Source organism: Paraburkholderia unamae (genome assembly GCF_003268775.1).
Lineage (GTDB): Bacteria > Pseudomonadota > Gammaproteobacteria > Burkholderiales > Burkholderiaceae > Paraburkholderia > Paraburkholderia unamae.
The window spans coordinates 92,775-110,044 of record NZ_QLSU01000025.1 but is presented as its reverse complement, the minus strand read 5'-3'; the positions used below and the strand labels follow the sequence as shown (position 1 = coordinate 110,044).

Annotated in this window: 15 protein-coding genes; 12 read left to right on the top strand and 3 right to left on the bottom strand. The window is 67.9% G+C overall.

Annotation, left to right across the window (positions count from 1 at the left end; genetic code table 11):
- The first annotated feature begins 5 nt into the window (after positions 1-5).
- Complete coding sequence (gene oxc / locus C7401_RS32110) at positions 6-1,718, top strand: oxalyl-CoA decarboxylase (protein ID WP_112175525.1); 1,713 nt, start codon at positions 6-8, stop codon at positions 1,716-1,718.
- Positions 1,719-1,771: 53 nt separating this feature from the next.
- On the top strand, positions 1,772-2,995 hold the full coding sequence (gene yfdE, locus C7401_RS32105; RefSeq protein WP_112175523.1) for a CoA:oxalate CoA-transferase: 1,224 nt from the start codon (positions 1,772-1,774) through the stop codon (positions 2,993-2,995).
- A gap of 64 nt (positions 2,996-3,059) precedes the next feature.
- Here yfdE and C7401_RS32100 read toward each other — a convergent pair whose 3' ends face one another.
- Positions 3,060-3,968 (bottom strand): LysR family transcriptional regulator, encoded by a 909-nt coding sequence (locus C7401_RS32100; protein WP_112175521.1) that lies wholly within the window; start codon positions 3,966-3,968, stop codon positions 3,060-3,062.
- 137 nt (positions 3,969-4,105) lie between these two features.
- Between C7401_RS32100 and C7401_RS32095 the strand changes: the two genes are divergently transcribed.
- The 6 genes from C7401_RS32095 to C7401_RS32070 all read left to right on the top strand — a co-directional run bounded on the left by C7401_RS32095 (position 4,106) and on the right by C7401_RS32070 (position 10,728).
- Complete coding sequence (locus C7401_RS32095) at positions 4,106-5,275, top strand: CaiB/BaiF CoA transferase family protein (RefSeq protein WP_112175519.1); 1,170 nt, start codon at positions 4,106-4,108, stop codon at positions 5,273-5,275.
- The gene (locus tag C7401_RS32090) at positions 5,272-6,111 is read left to right on the top strand and encodes an HTD2 family dehydratase (protein WP_112175517.1); all 840 of its coding nucleotides are present in this window, start codon (positions 5,272-5,274) and stop codon (positions 6,109-6,111) included. The genes C7401_RS32095 and C7401_RS32090 overlap by 4 nt, the downstream gene beginning before the upstream one ends.
- A gap of 38 nt (positions 6,112-6,149) precedes the next feature.
- Positions 6,150-7,487: an MFS transporter gene (locus C7401_RS32085; RefSeq protein WP_112175515.1), complete on the top strand. Its 1,338-nt coding sequence runs from the start codon at positions 6,150-6,152 to the stop codon at positions 7,485-7,487.
- 360 nt (positions 7,488-7,847) lie between these two features.
- On the top strand, positions 7,848-9,182 hold the full coding sequence (locus C7401_RS32080; RefSeq protein ID WP_112175513.1) for an MFS transporter: 1,335 nt from the start codon (positions 7,848-7,850) through the stop codon (positions 9,180-9,182).
- Positions 9,183-9,217: 35 nt separating this feature from the next.
- Entirely contained in the window at positions 9,218-9,763 is a 546-nt protein-coding gene (locus C7401_RS32075) for an MOSC domain-containing protein (protein ID WP_224044882.1), read from the top strand.
- Complete coding sequence (locus C7401_RS32070; protein WP_112175509.1) at positions 9,760-10,728, top strand: PDR/VanB family oxidoreductase; 969 nt, start codon at positions 9,760-9,762, stop codon at positions 10,726-10,728. The genes C7401_RS32075 and C7401_RS32070 overlap by 4 nt, the downstream gene beginning before the upstream one ends.
- Positions 10,729-10,743: 15 nt before the next feature.
- On the opposite strand, the gene C7401_RS32065 is transcribed toward C7401_RS32070, so the two are convergent.
- Both C7401_RS32065 and C7401_RS32060 read right to left on the bottom strand, forming a co-directional pair.
- Positions 10,744-11,409: a helix-turn-helix domain-containing protein gene (locus C7401_RS32065; RefSeq protein ID WP_181565751.1), complete on the bottom strand. Its 666-nt coding sequence runs from the start codon at positions 11,407-11,409 to the stop codon at positions 10,744-10,746.
- Positions 11,410-11,488: 79 nt separating this feature from the next.
- On the bottom strand, positions 11,489-12,271 hold the full coding sequence (locus C7401_RS32060; RefSeq protein ID WP_112175505.1) for an aldolase: 783 nt from the start codon (positions 12,269-12,271) through the stop codon (positions 11,489-11,491).
- Positions 12,272-12,602: 331 nt separating this feature from the next.
- Between C7401_RS32060 and C7401_RS32055 the strand changes: the two genes are divergently transcribed.
- Genes C7401_RS32055 through C7401_RS32040 form a run of 4 tightly spaced genes read left to right on the top strand, consistent with a single transcriptional unit; the run spans position 12,603 to position 17,267 of the window.
- Positions 12,603-13,472 carry a branched-chain amino acid ABC transporter permease gene (locus C7401_RS32055; RefSeq protein WP_112175503.1) on the top strand — a complete coding sequence of 290 codons (870 nt, stop codon included), beginning with the start codon at positions 12,603-12,605 and terminating at the stop codon, positions 13,470-13,472.
- Positions 13,469-14,446, top strand: a complete 978-nt coding sequence (locus C7401_RS32050) for a branched-chain amino acid ABC transporter permease (protein WP_112175501.1) — start codon at positions 13,469-13,471, stop codon at positions 14,444-14,446. The genes C7401_RS32055 and C7401_RS32050 overlap by 4 nt, the downstream gene beginning before the upstream one ends.
- Positions 14,443-16,050, top strand: a complete 1,608-nt coding sequence (locus C7401_RS32045; RefSeq protein WP_112175499.1) for an ATP-binding cassette domain-containing protein — start codon at positions 14,443-14,445, stop codon at positions 16,048-16,050. Before C7401_RS32050 ends, C7401_RS32045 begins: the two co-directional genes overlap by 4 nt.
- A complete protein-coding gene (locus C7401_RS32040) occupies positions 16,047-17,267 on the top strand; it encodes an oxamate carbamoyltransferase subunit AllG family protein (RefSeq protein WP_258397312.1) in 1,221 nt (406 codons plus the stop codon). The genes C7401_RS32045 and C7401_RS32040 overlap by 4 nt, the downstream gene beginning before the upstream one ends.
- Positions 17,268-17,270: the final 3 nt, after the last annotated feature.

Genomic DNA, 17,270 nt, shown 5'->3' with positions numbered 1-17,270 from the left:
CACCTATGTCCGAACCGCAAATCAAGCCCGCCGCCACGGATGGTTTTCATCTCGTCGTCAAGGCGCTGCTCGCCAACCGCATCGACACCATCTACGGCGTGGCGGGCATTCCCATCACCGATCTGGCGCGTCTCGCGCAGGCCGAGGGCATTCGCTATATCGGGTTTCGTCACGAGCAATCGGCGGGCAACGCGGCCGCGATCTCGGGTTATCTGCGCCAGTGGCCAGGCGTGTGCCTCACGGTGTCGGCCCCCGGCTTTCTGAACGGGCTGGTGGCGCTGGCCAACGCCACCACGAACGGCTTTCCGATGATCCAGATTAGCGGTTCGAGCGACCGCGCGATCATCGATCTGCAACAGGGCGACTACGAGGAACTGGATCAGTTGAACGCGGCGCGTCCCTATGCGAAGGCGGCCTTCCGCGTGAACCGCGCCGAGGACGTGGGCGTGGGCGTGGCCCGCGCCATTCGCGCCGCGCTTTCCGGCCGCCCCGGCGGGGTCTACCTCGACATCACAGCGGCCGCGCTCGCCTCGACCACCGACGAAGCGACCGCCCAACAGTCGCTGATCGAAGTCGTCGATCCGGCGCCCGCCCGCGCGCCCTCGGCGCAGTCGGTCGAGCGCGCGCTAACGCTGCTTGCCGGTGCGCAGCGCCCGCTCGTCATCCTCGGCAAGGGCGCGGCCTACTCGCGCGCGGAAGGCGCGATCCGCGGCTTCATCGAGCAAACCGGCGTGCCGTTCCTGCCGATGTCGATGGCCAAGGGTATTCTCGAAGACGATCATCCGCTGTGCGCGGCGGCGGCGCGCTCCTTCGTGCTCGCGCAAGCCGACGTGGTCATGCTGGTGGGCGCGCGGCTGAACTGGTTGCTCGGCCACGGCCGCAGCCCGCAGTGGTCCGCCCAGGCGAAGCTCATCCAGATCGACATCGAGCCCACGGAATTCGACAGCAACCGGGCGATTGCCGCGCCCATTGCCGGGGACATCGCGTCGTCGATGCAGGCCCTGCTCGCAGGCTTGCCGGCGCGCCCCGTGCATGCGCCGCCGGCCTGGATCGAGCTCGTCTCGTCTCATCGTCAGCATAACGAAGCACACATGGCCGACATCCTCCGTGCGAATCCCGTGCCGATGAATTTCCATAGCGCGCTCGCGGCCGTGCGCGACGCGCTCGCGCAACGGCCCGACGTGTATGTCGTCAACGAAGGCGCGAATACGCTCGACGTTGCGCGCAATCTCATCGGCATGAAAGCGCCGCGCCTGCGCCTCGATGCGGGCACGTGGGGCGTGATGGGCGTCGGCATGGGCTATTCGATCGGCGCGGCGGTGACGAGCGGCAAGTCCGTCGTGGCGATCGAGGGTGACAGCGCGTTCGGCTTCAGCGGCATGGAGATCGAAACGATCTGCCGCTACCGTCTGCCGGTCGTGATCGTCATCCTGAACAACGGCGGGATCTATCGCGGCGACGACATCAATCGCGGGCCGGGCACCGATCCGGGCGCGACCACGCTCATGGCCAGCGCGCGGTACGACCGCATGATCGAGGCGTTCGGCGGTATCGGCTATCACGTCGAGCGGCCCGAGGCACTGAAGGCCGCCCTCGAAGCGGCGCTCGCGGCCGGCACGCCCGCGTTGATCAACTGCGTGATCGATCCGCACGCCGGCACGGAGAGCGGCCACCTCAAGAACCTCAACCCGAAGAGCGCGCTCACGGGCGCGAACTGAAGGCCGGCGATACAAGACACAAGGCACACGACTCAACGCGGACGCATCGCACCATGGAAACCACGACGACTCACGCACGGATTGCCGGGCCCTTCTCGGACCTTCTGGTGATCGACCTCACGCACGTGCTCAACGGCCCGTTCGGCACCAACCTGCTCGCCGATCTCGGCGCGCGCGTGATCAAGATCGAGCGGCCAGGACACGGCGACGACACGCGGCTGTACGGCCCGTTCGTCGACGACCAGTCGCTCTACTTCAGCTTTCTGAACCGGGGCAAGGAAAGCATCGTGCTCGACCTCAAGGCGGAGCCGGACCGCCTCGTGTTTCTCGACATGGTCCGCCAGGCCGACGTGCTCGCGGAGAACTTCCGCCCCGGCACGATGGAGCGGCTCGGCTTTTCCTATGACGCGCTTTCGGCCATCAATCCGCGCCTCGTCTACGCGTCGTCGTCCGGGTTCGGCCAGACGGGCCCGATGGCCGCGTGGCCCGCCTACGACACAATCGTGCAGGGCATGAGCGGCATACTGGAGGCGACCGGCTTCCCGGACGGTCCGCCCACGCGCGTCGGCACGTCGCTCTCCGACCTGTGTGGCGGCGTCTATCTTTTCTGCGGCATCGCCAGCGCGCTCTACGACCGGCAGAAAACGGGCAAAGGCGCGCAAGTGGACATCGCCATGTTCGACGCGACCATCGCGTTTCTCGAACACGGCCTCATGTCCTACGTGGCCACGGGGGTCGCACCGGCGCGCATCGGCAACCGGCATCCGTATATGGCGCCGTTCGACGTGTTCGACACCCAGGACCGCCCGCTCGTGATCTGCTGCGGCAACGATGAGTTGTTCCAGCAACTCTGCGCCGCCATCGGTCGCGAGCCGCTCGCGGGCGACGCACGCTTCGCGACCAATCGCGATCGCATGGACCATGTCGCCGACTTGAAGCACGAACTCGAAGCGACACTGAAAACGCGCGACGCCGAGCACTGGCTGCGCGTCATCCACGGCGCCGGGGTGCCGGTCGGGCCGCTGCTCGATGTCGCCCAGGCCGCGCAGCTTCCTCAAACGCAGGCGCGCAACATGATCATCGAAGCCGGCGGTGTCGCCATGGCGGGCAATCCCGTGAAAATCAGCGGCTACCCCGACCCGCGTGTGCGTCCCGCCGCGCCGAAACTCGACGAGCATGGCGCTGCGCTGCGGCAGGAGTTCGGCGGCTATGCCGGGGCGCACCGGACAACGGAGCAGGCAACGCCGCCCGCTTCCCCTTTGAAAACGACGGTTTGATGATCGATACGATCGGCGGGCGAAAGGGGCAAGCGCGTGCCCGCCGTGGGCCTGTGCCCCTTCCTCAATCGCCTGCCGTGCCGCCCGCGTGCGGCTGCGTCAACGCTTCGAGCAAGCGGTCGCGGAACGGATTGAGCACCGGCGGCCGGCGCAGGATGCACACGCGCAGGTCGCGCCGCGCCCACGGCTCCGCGAGCTTGAGGACGACGACATTGCCCGCCGCGCCGCCATCCACGGCCGAGCGCGCGACGATGCCGATGCCCGCCCCCGAGGCGACGAGCTTGACGATCGCGCCATAGCCGGAAACCTGCACGCGCAAATCCAGCCGCCCGCCCAGCGCGCTCGCATGATTCATGAGGAAGGTATGCAGCGCCGCGCCCGTGCGCAGGCTGATAAACGGCCGCCCGAGACATTCGGCAAAGGTGATGGACTCGCGCTGCGCGATATCGCTGTTGCATGCGGTCACCACCACGAGTTCGTCCTCGCGGTACGCGTGAAAATCCAGTTCGGGATGCTCGGCCTCCAGCGCCACCACGCCGAGGTCCGCACGCCCGGAAGCCACGGCCGCCACGATGTCGTGACTGAGCCGTTCTTCGAGCGAAATGCGAACGTTCGGATAGTCGGCGAAGAAGCGCGCGAGGTCGTCGGGCAAATAGGAGCTGATCGCGTTGTTGTTCGCGAACAGCGTGACGTGACCGACCAGACCGTTCGAATACGGCAATAGATCGGCGTTCATCTGCTCGAGTTGCGCGATGCACCGCCGGGCGTGCTCCATCACGATGCGCCCGGCCGGCGTGGGCGCCACGCCGCGCGCGAGGCGCACCAGCAAGGCCGCGCCCACCACGTCTTCCAGCCCCTTGATTCGCAGGCTAACCGAAGACGGCGCGAGATGGCAGCGCTCGGCGCCGCGGGTCACGCTACCCTCCTCCGCGACCGCGAGAAATACCTCCAGATCCGTCAGTTCATAGCGCATCGCGTGCTCCTTTCGAGCCGCGATTGTGACGCGAGCATTCGGATTTGACAAACGCTTCGTTTGAATTATCTCGATGTATCTATTCGTTCGAAGCCGTGATACTCGCTGCGACCCGCCGGTATTCACGGAGACGTTTCATGACTCACCCGACTTCACCCGACCACGCGCTGCCGCTTGCCGGCATCACCGTCGTCGCCATCGAACAGGCGCTCGCGGCGCCGCTTTGCACCTGCCGGCTCGCCGACATGGGCGCGCGCGTCATCAAGATCGAGCGCCCCGAGGGGGACTTCGCCCGCGGCTACGACGCCGCCGCGAACGGCAGCTCCTCCTATTTCCTGTGGACCAATCGCGGCAAGGAATCGGTCGTGCTCGACTTCAAGCAGCCCGACGACGCCGCGCTGCTGCACCGCCTCATCGCCAGCGCCGATGTCTTCGTGCAAAACCTCGCGCCCGGCGCCCTCACGCGCGCGGGCTTCGACAGCGCAACGCTACGCGAGCGTCATCCACGGCTCATCACCTGCGACATCACCGGCTATGGCACGGGCAGCGAAACGAGCAAGCTCAAGGCCTACGACTTTCTCGTTCAGTGCGAAAGCGGCCTCGTCAGCGTGAGCGGCGCGCCGGACCATCCGGGCCGCATCGGCGTGTCGATCTGCGACATCGGCGCGGGCATGAACGCGACCATCGCCGTGCTCTCGGCGCTGGCGCTGCGCTCGCGCACCGGCGCGGGCTCGGGCGTCTCGGTCTCGCTCTTCGACGGCGCAGCCGACTGGATGAGCGTGCCTTACGTGCACGAACGCTACGGCAACGGCGCGCCCGCGCCGCAAGGCCTGAAGCATCCTTCGATTGCCCCGTACGGCGCGTATCGCACGCGCGACGCACGCGATATCGTCATCAGCATCCAGAACGATCGCGAATGGGCCAAATTCTGCGCCGTGTTTCTCGGCGACGCCGATATCGCGATCGACGCCCGCTTCCAGACCAACAACGCGCGCGTGCAGAACCGCGAAGCGCTCGACGCGCTGATCGGCGCCGCGTTCGCCGCGCGGCCGCTCGTCGAAGCGTTGTCGCTCCTCGGCGACGCCAACATCGCCTACGGCCAGCTACGCGCGGTCGCCGACATGGCCGTGCATCCCGCGCTGCGCACCTGGCCGATGGCCACCGGCGGCGAGCCACTCCAGATGATCGCGCCGCCGGTGCGCGCGCCGTGGGACGCCCAGCGTTTCGAGGCCGCGCCGAAGCTTGGCGAACACACGGCGCGCATTCGCGCCGAGTTCGCCGCCGTGGCAGAGGAGGCCAGCGCATGAGCCAGGTCGATATTGCCACGCTGCGCGAATGGGTCGGCAAAACGGTGGTCGACGAAGACGTGCTCTCGGTGCGTCACGCGCATCTCATGGCCGCGACGATCGGGCAGGACGCGAGCGCGCTCACCGCGGGTTCGCCATTGCCGCCGTTGTGGCATTGGCTGTACTTCCTCGAAGGCCTTCCCCCGGAGCGCCTTGGCCGCGACGGGCATCCGCAGCGCGGCGGCTTCCTGCCGCCCGTGCCGCTGCCCAACCGGATGTGGGCGGGCGGGCGCGTGCGCTTCATCGAAGCGTTGCCGCTCGGCGGCGCGGTGCAAAAGCGTTCGACGATTCTCGCGGTGGAGCACAAGCAGGGCCGCTCGGGCGAACTCGTGTTCGTCACCGTGCAGCATGAAATCCTGCACGACGGGGTGGTGGCCGTGTCGGAAGAGCACGACATCGTCTACAAGGAGGCCTCGAAGGGCGGCCCGCCGCGCCAGGAAGTGCGACGCGAGCGCGGCGAACACCGCGAGCCGTTCGTGGCCACCTCGACCACGCTGTTCCGCTATTCGGCGCTGACCTTCAACGGGCATCGCATCCACTACGACCAGGACTACTGCCGCGAAGTGGAGGGGTATCCGAACCTCGTCATTCACGGCCCGCTGAACGCCACGCTCCTCGCCGGTCTCGGCCAGCGCCTCGCCGGCAAGCCGCTCAGGACGTTCGACTATCGCGGCGTGCAGCCGGCGACCCTCGGCAACGCGCTCACGCTCAACGCCACGCGCGCCGGCGACCGGCTGGAACTGTGGACCGCGTTACCCGACGAGCGCGTATCCATGCAGGCGAGCGCCACCTGCTGACACCGCCCCCGCTACAACAACATCAAGGAGACACCCGCATGACCGGCAGAACCGCCTTCACGGCAGTCGACCAGCCCGTGCCGTCGCACGAAGTCACGCCCGCCGCGCGCCGCATCGAACGGCGCGCGGCGCTCGCCAGCGTGATCGGCACCACCATCGAGTGGTACGACTTCTTCATCTACGGCACGGCGGCCGCACTCGTGTTCCCGAAGCTGTTCTTCGCGCATGGATCGTCAGGAGGACTACTGGCTTCGTTCGCGACGATCTTCGTCGGCTTCCTTTCGCGGCCGCTCGGCGCGGCCCTGTTCGGCCACATGGGCGACCGGGTCGGGCGCAAGTCCACGCTGATCGCCACGCTGCTGCTCATGGGCGTGGCGACATTCCTGGTCGGCTGCCTGCCCAACAGCCAGACGATCGGTGCCTGGGCGCCGTGGCTGCTCGCGCTGCTGCGCTTCCTGCAAGGCATCGGCGTGGGCGGCGAATGGGGCGGCGCGGTGCTGCTTTCGATGGAGTCGCACCACGGCCCTCGCCGCGGCTTCATGGCGAGCCTGCCGCATATCGGCGTGCCGCTCGGGCTGGTCGTCTCGGTGCTGGTGTGGAGCGCGTGCGCGAGCGCCACGGGCGACCATCTGCTCGACTTCGGCTGGCGCATTCCGTTCTGGATCAGCGGCGTGCTGCTCGTGATCGGCCTCGTGATCCGCTTCGGCGTGCCCGAAACGCGCGACTTCGTCGAAGCGAACCGCGCGCTGGAAACGCGCACGGAGCGCCGCCAGACGCCGCTTGCCGAAGCCCTGCGCACCCAGTGGCGCGCGATCCTGCTGTGCGCGCTGATCCGCCCCGGCGAGCAGGTGGCGTTCTACATGCTCACCACGTTCGTCGTGCTGTACGGCGCGCAGGATCTCGGCCTCGGGCGCGAGTTCGTCCTCAACGCCGTGCTGATCGCGGCCGTGGTGGCCTGCTTCGCGCTGCCGTTCTTCGGCCACGTTTCCGATCGCGTCGGCCGCCGCCGCACCTTCCTCACCGCTTGCGTGTGCATGACCCTCTTCGCGTTCCCGTACTTCTTCATGCTGGAGACGCAGTCGCATCTCATGGTGATCGCGGCGATGATCGTGCTCATGGTCATCCACGCCGCGATCTACGGAACCGAGGCCGCGTACATCGCCGAATCGTTCCCGCCGCATATCCGCTACACGGGGGCGTCGCTCGGTTATCAGGGTGCCTCGATCATCGCGGGCGGCCCCGCTCCGCTGATCTCGCTGTGGCTCTATCAGACGTTTCACAGCGGCTATGCCGTCGCCGCGTTCCTCGCCGCGATGTCTTTCGTGAGCGCCTGCGCTTCGTTCTTCCTCGGTCGCCCGGCGCGCAAGACGCGTTGACCGGCGTGACGCGGCGGGCCTGAGGGCACTTGAGGGCACCTGCGCGCGCCCGCCGCCATCCCTTGCCTTATCTCGCGGCACGCGTCACCAGACAAGTGCACCGATGCACGAAAACCGCCGCGCCTGACTTCCCCGGCGCGCCGCGCCGCCGCGCGAGCGCGATGGCCTAACCGCGTCGCCACGCCTTCGCCGCGCCATCTTCAACGCCTCCCCAAGCCCCCAAAAGCCCGTAGCCACGCGCCTGCGCGGCATCCCGAGGCCGTCTCCCGCGCGCCAATATATCGCCCCGGATACATCGAGTGGCATGGTCGTTGCTCCACTTTAGGAGAAAAACTTCCACCATCGTCACAAGGAGCGATCATGACCGAAGCGGTTGTCAAGGACACGGCGGGCGTGTCCAGGCTGGATTCAACGAGGCGGCTGAACGCCGAACGCAAGCGCGTGCTGATCGCGAGCGTGATCGGCTCCGTCTTCGAGTGGTATGACTTCGTCGTCTACGGCATTGCCTCGGCGCTCGTGTTCAACAAGCTGTTCTTTCCCGTGGTGGACCCGGTGGTCGGCACCATCGCCTCGTTCGGCACCTACGCCGTGGGCTATGTCGCGCGCCCGCTTGGTGGCGCGATATTCGGACACTTCGGCGACCGGCTGGGCCGCAAGGCCATGCTTTCGCTCACGCTGCTCATCATGGGCGTCGGCACGTTCCTGATCGGCTGCCTGCCCACGTATGCGCAGATCGGCCTGTGGGCGCCCGCGCTGCTGATCGCGCTGCGCTTCATGCAAGGGCTCGGCATCGGCGGCGAGTGGGCCGGCTCCATCCTGATGGCCGTGGAGCACGCGCCGCCGAACCGGCGCGGCCTGTTCGGCAGCCTCGTGCAACTCGGCTACCCGATCGGCGTGCTCGTTTCGACGAGCGTGTTCTCGGTGATGGCCTGGCTGCCGCAAGAGGACTTCCTGAGTTGGGGCTGGCGTTTGCCTTTCCTCGTGAGCATCCTGTTCGCGGCCGCGGGCGTACTGATTCGCATGCGCGTGGCGGAAAGCCCGGTGTTCGAGCGCGCCGCGCAGCCCGAAAAGCTCGCGAAGGTGCCGCTCATCGAGATCCTCACGCGCTATCGCAGGACTTTCCTGCTCGCGGTCGGCCTGAAGATCTCCGAAATCGCCTGGGTGAGCGTGGCGACGATCGTCACCATCAGCTACGTGACCATTCATCTCGGACTGCCAAAGAGCGTCATTCTGAACGGGCTGCTCTGGGCCGCCGCGCTGGAGCTGTTGACGATTCCGCTGTTCGGCCACCTTTCCGACCGGTTCGGACGACGAACGATGTTCCTGATCGGCTGCACCTTCTCCATCCTGTTCGCGTTTCCCCTGTTTCATCTGCTCGATACGCGCGACCCGGTCATCATCGCCATGACCATCGCCGTGGCGGTGAGTCTCGGCCAGGGCATCATGTTCGGCCCTGAAGCCGCGTGGATGTCGGAACTCTTTCACACGCGCCTGCGCTATAGCGGCGCCTCGCTCGGCTTTCAGCTAGGCGGCGCGATCTCCGGCGGCCTCACGCCGCTCGCGGCCGCGCTGCTCATGAACTGGGCAGGCGGCGCGACGTGGCCGGTGTCGTGCCTGCTGATCGGCACCGCGTGCATCACCCTGTTCGCGGCGTGGCTTGCGCCCGAAACAGCGCACGCACCGCTGCGCACGTGACGCGCGCCATCCCCATGAGCGATATGAACGACACCATGAACGCCTCACCCCACTCCATGCCGACCGAACACGCCGACGCCTGGCGCGGCCGCGTCGAGGCGCTGCATCTTTGCCCGCGCGCCTTCCTGCCGATGCGCGCCTTCGAGCGGATCGAACTGCTTGCGGGCAAGGGCATCGTCGGCGACCGCTATATGAACGAGAGCGGCTTCTACTCGCACAAGCCCGAGGAGGGGCGGCAGGTCACGCTGTTCGAGGCCGAAGCGCTGGAGGCGATCTGGCGCGACCACGGCATCCGTTTCGGCCCCGAGGAGCATCGCCGCAACGTGACCGTGCGCGGCGTGCCGCTGAACACGCTCGTGGGCCAGCGCTTCTGGCTCGGCGAGACGCTACTCGAAGCGACGCGTCTGTCCGTGCCCTGCCGCCATATCGAGGAGGTCACGGGCAAGCCGGTGTTCGACGCGATGGTGGGCCGCTCCGGGCTGAACTGCCGGATTCTCAAGGGCGGCTTCGTGCGGCTCGGCGATCCGGTCGAGGCCGGGAGTGCCCGCGCAACCGCATACGAGACGGAGCGCGCGTCATGAAACCGATCCGCACGGTCAAGACGGTGGTGTGCGAGATCGCCCCGGCAGGCGACGGCATCGCGCTCGTCCATCTCGCCGATCCCGACGACTGGGAACTGCCCGCCTTCGAAGCGGGCAGTCATATCGACCTGCATTTGCCGAACGGGCTCGTGCGCAGTTACTCGCTATGCGGGTCGCCCGCCGAGCGGCGGCGCTATCTCGTCGCGATCAAGCGCGAGGAGGCGGGGCGCGGCGGGTCGATCGCCGCGCACGCGCTGCGGCGCGGCGACGTGGTGCCGGTCTCGCTGCCCCGCGGCACGTTCAGGCTCGCCACGCGGGCGCGCGAGCACGTGTTCATCGCGGGCGGCATCGGCGTGACGCCGTTCGTCGCCATGGCCGGGCAACTGGCGCGCGACCCGGGTGCGAACGATACGGATCGCGAAGACTTCACGCTGCACGTCCTGCACCGTGGCGCGCCGCCGCTCGCGGCGCTGTGCGAGGCGCAACTGCCGCCCGCGAGCGTGGTGTATCACCGCTCCGGCGAAGGCCGCCCGCGCGCCGATCTCGCGGCGCTGATCGGCCCGTATCGTCAAGGGCGTCACGTCTATTGCTGCGGCCCCGACGCGCTGATGCAAGCCGTCGAGGCGCTCACGCGCGAGTGGCCCGCCGATCATGTGCACGTCGAGCATTTCGTGCCGCCCGCGCGCGCCGTCGATCCGGATGCGAAGCCGTATCGGGCCGAACTCGCGCTCTCGCGGCAAACCATCGACGTGCAGCCGCACGAAAGCCTGCTGCACGCGTTGCGCGCGCATGGCGTGGAGGTGGATGCGGCATGCGAGGGCGGCATCTGCGGCGCGTGCCGCGTGCGCTGGAGCGGCGGCGAGCCGGTCCACCACGATCGCGTGCTGACCGACGCGCAGCGCGCCCACGAAGTCATTGTGTGCGTGAGCGGCTGTGCGTCGGAGCGCCTCGTGCTGGAGCTTTAGGAAGCGCGCCGCGGGTCAGCCGCGCACGGGGCTGATGACGATGAGGTACTTGCAGGCCGTGCGCCCTTCGTTCTCGAAACGGTGCGGCACGTCGGCGCGGTAGTACATGGCGTCCGACGCGTTGAGCACCGCGCGCGTCGCGCCGACCGTCACGACGAGCGAACCCGACAGCACGTAGATGTACTCCTCCACCGGCATGGTGTGCGCGACGAGCGGGCCGGTGTCGGACTTAGGCGGCATTTCCGCCATGACGAAGTCGAGCCCGCGACCCGGCAGGATTGGCGAGAGCACGCGGCGCGAAAAGCCCGTTTCCGCGTCGACGAGCACGACCTGCTGATCGGCGCGCATGAGCACGACGTCCTGCGGCGGCGTTTCCTGGCCGAGCAGGCGCGCCACGGTCGTATCGAGCGCGTCGACGAGTTTCGAGAGGATCGACGTGGAGGGCGACGACTGGCCCCGCTCGATCTTGGAGATCATCGCGCGGCTCACGCCCGATGCGCTCGCCAGCTCGTCGAGCGACATGCCCTTGAGCTTGCGCTGGCGCCGCAGTTCGCCGCCGAGCGCGCCCGCTGCCGATGACGCCGGTGCTTCGTCTGCGTCCGCCGGCTGAGCCGCCGGAGCCGTCTGCTCGCGAGGTTCGGTGGGTTCAGTCGCGTGGCGCGCGACCGTCTTCGCTTTCATCACCATCTGGTCCGCATTCGTTTCGATGGCGTGATTTTATAGCGAGACGAATGCGCGGCGGTCGCCGCCGTTCAGCGCATCAGCCGAGACAGTCCGCGTGCGCGCGCAAGGCGCGGCGCGCGTAGTAGGCGAACGTCACGCGGTCGCGCTTGTCGGTGGACACCCAGTCGTGCGCCTCGTTGGCGAGCGCGGGCGGCAGCGGCTTGATCGTGCCGGCGGCCATCGCAAGCAGTTGCAGCCGCGCCGCTTTTTCCATCAGCAGCGCGAGCATGCACGCCTCTTCCACCGACTTGCCGACTACCAGTTGACCGTGATGCGCGAGCAGGATCGCACGCTTGTCGCCGAGCGCCGCCGAAATGATCTCGCCCTCTTCGTTGCCGACCGGCACGCCGGGCCACTTTTCGAGGAAGGCGCAGTCGTCGTAGAGCGGGCTCGTGTCCATGTGCGACACGTTCATGGGTACTTCGAGCATCGACAGCGCCGAGACGTGCGGCGGATGCGTGTGGATGATGCAGTTGATCTCGGGGCGGGCGCGGTAGATCCACGTGTGAAAGCGGTTCGCCGGATTCGGGATGCCTTCGCCCGCGACCACTTCGAGGTCCTCGTTCACTTCGATCAGGTTGGATGGCGTGATCTCGTCGAAGCCGTGCCCGAGACGCTGCGTGTAGTACGTGCTGCCGTTGCCCGAGCGCCCCGTGATCTGCCCCGCGAGCCCCGAATCGTGGCCGCCGTCGAACAGGATGCGGCACGTGAGCGCCAGTTTCTCCGGCAGGCTCCACGCGCCGTCGCTGACACCGGCCTCCAGACGACGCTCCGCGAGCGCCACGAGTTCCTGCTTCGACATGTCGAGCGTGCTGGCCATGCTGTCCCTCCGAGGATTTCGCATAAAGTGGAATTTACTCTACTTTATGAGAATTTGCGGAGGAAGTAAAGCAGGCGTCCAATCTGTCCCGGCGGACCAGCGCGGTGCGCAGGAGCACCGCTTTCGTGCTGCTTCCGAAAAACCGAAGCAGACAAATTCTCTTCTGATTTGTGCGCGGTTTTTGGGGCTTCTACATTCAGTTCACCGGAATGCGGCGAAATGCCGTACCCAAGGACACAACCCCGCACCCTAGAGGACAGGCGATGCCCACGTTCCCCCCCAATCCACGCTGCGCCCTCCGGCGCGCGCGTCCCGCTCCGGGAGGCCAGGCATGACGGAACTGATTCAGTACCTCGTGTCCGGCCTCGTGGTCGGCTGCATCTACGGACTCGTCGCGATCGGCTTCACCGCCGTCTACAACGCCACGCACATCGTCAACTTCGCGCAGGGCGAGACGTCGATGCTGGCCGCGCTCGCCGCCGCCAGCCTCATCGCGCTCGGCACGCCGCTCGTCGTCGCACTGGTGCTTGCCGTGGGTTTCGTCGCGCTCGTCAACGTGGCGATCGAGAAGGTCGCGATCCGACCGATCGGCAACGACGTGACGCGGGGCATCATCATCACGATCGGCGTGGGCATCGTCGCGCAAGGTGTCGCCGCGCTCGTCTGGGGCACCGACGCGCAGCCGCTGCCGGCGTTCTCCGGTTCGGGATCGATGAACCTGCGCGGCGTGGCCGTGCCGCGTCAGGCGCTCTGGGTGTTCGGCACGACCGCCGTGCTGATGGCGGGGCTCTATCTCTTTCTCACACGCACCTATCTCGGCAAAGCGTTTCGCGCCTGCGCAATGAACCGCGACGCTGCGGGCCTCATGGGCATACCGACCCGCTCGATGCGCGGCATCGGCTTCCTGCTGTCGGGTTTCGTCGGTGGCGTGGCCGGCGTCATCATCGCGCCCATCGCGCTGATGCAGTACGACAGCGGCACGCCGCTCGGCATCAAGGGCTTTGTCGCCTGCATCATAGGCGGCTTCGGCAACCCGCTCGGCGCGGCCGTTGGCGGGCTGCTGCTCGGCGTACTCGAAGCGCTGTGCGCGGGCTATCTCAGCTCGGGCATGAAGGACGCCATCGCGTACGTGCTGCTGCTCGTCTTCCTGCTGGCACGCCCAGGCGGCCTGCTCGGCGAATTCGGAGGCGCGCGCGCATGAAGGCCGTCCTGATACTCGTGGCCGCGCTGGCCGCCGCGCTCGCGGCGGGCAACGCCTACCTCGTCAACCTGCTCGTGGTGTGCGCGATCTACGCGATTCCGGCGATCGGCCTTTCGATGCTGATGGGCTACACCGGCCAGATTTCGCTCGGTCACGGCGCATTCGTCGCGTTCGGCGCGTATCTGGCGGCCTGGCTCACACGTACGCTCGATCTCGATCCGTGGCTCGGCGTGATCGCCGCGACCGCGTGCTCGGCCTTGCTCGCCTGGTGCGTCGGCTGGATCGTGTTCCGCCTGAAGGGCCATCACCTCGCGATGGCGACGCTCGCGCTCGCGCTGATCGTGCATATCGTGCTGGTGCAATGGCGCAGCGTGACTGGCGGCCCGGACGGCCTCTCAGGCATCCCCGCGCTCACGATCGGTTCGTTCAGCCTCGCTTCCGATCAGGCCGTCTACGTGCTCGCCTGGGGCCTCTGCGCGCTCGGTCTCGCGATGGCGCACAACCTCGCCTCTTCGCCCATGGGCCTCGCCATGCGCTCGGTGAGCGAAAGCGAGCGCGTCGCACTCTCGCTCGGTATCGATGCGGCGCGCGTCAAACGCAAGGTGATCGCGCTGAGCGGCGCGTATGCCGGCCTTGGCGGCGCGCTTTACGCGTACTGGATGGGCTACATCAGCCCGGACCCGTTCAACGTGAGCTTCTCGATCAAACTGCTGCTGATCGTCGCCCTGGGCGGCGCAGCCGGCGTGTGGAACGTGCTGTTCGGCACGTTTGTCGTGGTGATCGTCAGCGAATGGCTCAAGCCGTTCGGCAGGCTCGACGTGGTGATCTACGGCGCGCTGCTGGTCAGCGTGATGATCTTCATGCGCGACGGACTCGTGGCGACATGCGCAGCCCAGTTGCGGCGCTTGCGCCAGCGCGCCGCACTGCCTCCGCTCGCGCCGGGCGACGTGCTACGTGACAAGGAATCCTTATGACTTCGTCTTCTCCGGAAACCCTGCTCGAAGTCAACGGCGTGTCGGTCCGCTTCGGCGGCCTGCAAGCCCTATGCGATGTCGGTTTCGACGTGCGGCGCGGCGAGATACTCGCGCTGATCGGCCCGAACGGCGCAGGCAAGTCCACGTTGCTCAACGTGTTGTCGAGTTTCATCGCGCCGCAGACCGGCGAGGTGCGTTTGAAGGGCCGCGCGATCAGCGGCATGACGCCCGACGCGGTCAACCGCTCAGGCCTTGCGCGCACCTTCCAGGCCGCCGAGATCCTGGCCGGCATGACCGTCCTCGATAACGTGGCGTGCGCCGGCGTGGCGCGCGCCAGGACCGGCATGCTACAGGGCATGACCCATCCGTTCGCCACCGCGCGCACGCTCACGGCGCTGCGCGCACACGCCGCCGCGATGCTCGACCTGGTCGGCCTTGGCGCACTGGCGGGACGTCCCGCGGCAGCACTGACGGCGGGACAGCAGCGTTTGCTCGCCGTCGCGCGCGCGCTCGGCAGCGACGCCGAACTGCTGCTCCTCGACGAGCCCGCCGCAGGGCTCACCACCGACGAAAAAAAGCTGCTCGCAGCCGCGATTTGCCGCATTCGCGAGCGTGGCGTCACGGTGCTTTTCGTCGAACACGATCTGGCCTTTGTGAGCAGCCTGGCCGACCGCCTCGTCGTGCTCAATCACGGCGCGGTGCTCGCGAAAGGCGATCCGCAAACGGTGCGTCACGATCCGGCGGTGGTCGCCGCGTATCTCGGCAACACCGACGTGCGCGCCGAACGCCAACCGGCGCGCACTGTCACGCCGGACGCGGGCGCCGCGCCCGTGTTGCGGCTCGATCGCCTGAGCGTGCGCTACGGCCAGGCCGACGCGCTCGTCAACGTGTCGCTCGAAGCGCGGCGCGGCGAGATCGTCACGCTGATCGGCGCAAACGGCGCGGGCAAGTCCACGCTGCTCAAGGCGATCGCCGGGCTCGTCGCGCCGGTGTCGGGCGGCATCGCGTTCAATGGCGAATCGATCGCGCGCCTGCCGATGGAGCGCCGCACCGCAGCCGGCATCGCGCTCGCGCCGGAAGGACGCCAGTTGTTCGGCACGCTGAGCGTGCGAGACAACCTCCAGATGGGCGGCTACACCGGCCTGCGCGGCGCCGGACTCCTGAACCTGTTCCACCCGCGCCGCGCCGTCGCGCGCGCAATGACCGAGACGATGGACGACATCCTCACATTCTTCCCGCGCCTGAAAGAGCGCATCGACCAGCAGGCGGGCACGCTGTCCGGCGGCGAAGGGCAGATGCTGGCGATTGGGCGCGCGTTGATGAGCCGCCCGCAACTGCTGATGCTCGACGAGCCCTCGTTCGGGCTCGCGCCGCAGGTCACGCGCGAAATCCTGGAATCGCTGCCGCGTCTCGCCGAACGCGGTATCACGGTGCTGCTGGTCGAGCAAAACGCGCATTGCGCGTTGCAGGTCGCCGATCGCGGCTACGTGCTCGTCAACGGCCAGATCGCGCTGGAAGGCCGCGCCGACACCCTGCTCGATTCGCCCGACATCGGCGAGGCGTATCTCGGCTGGCAAGACGCTGCATCCAGCGAGGCCGCATGATGGAACGCCACGACGAAACCGTATCGTCCGCGCCTGCGATGCACGAGCAAGCCGACCGGGTCGCGCTTGAAGCCATCGCGGCGAGCCGCCCGGTGCTGCACGCGCTCCGGCGCGCAGGCGAAGCGATCCGCTGGCCCGAGCGTACACTGCTGCACGCGGGACCACCGCTGGACGGGAGCGCGCCGCCGCCCCTACTTCATTCCGCCGCGCACGCCGCGCTGTTCGAGGGCTGGGCAACGTCGGTCGATGAAGCGCTAGCGGCCATCGAAGCGCGCGAGATCCTGCTCGCGAGCGCGCAGGAGCACGACTGCGTCGTGCCGCTTGCGGCGGTGCTGTCGCCTGGCCAGTACGTGCAGGTCGTCTCCGATGCCGCGGGCCGCGGCCGCACGATTCACGCCGCGCTGAGCGGGGGAAGCGGCCCCGCAATACGCCTGGGCATGGACGATCCGCAGGTGAGCGCGCACCTGCATTGGGTCAACGGCCCGCTCGCGCAGGCGATCGGGGCGCGCCTGAATGCACCGGTCGATCTCGCCGCGATCGCAGACGCGGCGCTCGCGGACGGGGACGATTGCCACGGCCGTACGATCGAAGGCACGCGCCTGTTCGTCGTGCAGCTTGCCGCACAAGGCGGCTGGGCCAACGACGCAGTGCAGCGATTTTTCGACACGTCGCCGGGGTTCTTTCTGAACACGTGGATGGCCGCGTCGCGCTGCATGCTGAGCGCGGCGGAAGGCATAAGCGGCAGCGCGATCGTCACGTCGATGGGCGCGAACGGAAGCCGCGCGGGCATTCGCCTCGCGCATGCGCCGCAGCGATGGTTCACCGTCGAGGCGACGACGCCCGTCGGTCGTTTCGACACCGGCTTTGGCGCGAGCGACGGTCTACCCGCAATCGGCGATAGCGCCGTGGTCGAGGCGCTCGGCCTTGGCGCCATGTGCATGCATCGCTCGCGTGCCCAGCAAGACAACCTTGGCGCGTTCATGCAAGCCTCGCCCGAAGCGCTCAACGCAATACTGCTACGCGCGCTTCATCCGGCGTTCGTGCGCGGCGCGACGCGCGTTGGCCTGAGCGCGCGCAGCGTCGTGGCGAGCGGACTGCGGCCCGCCGTCGCGCTGGGCATTCTCGATTCGAACGGACGGCGCGGGCGCATCGGCGGCGGCGTCTGGACCGCACCGCCCGCGCTGTTCGAAAGCGCACTGACCGCCCTCTTCCCCTGACAC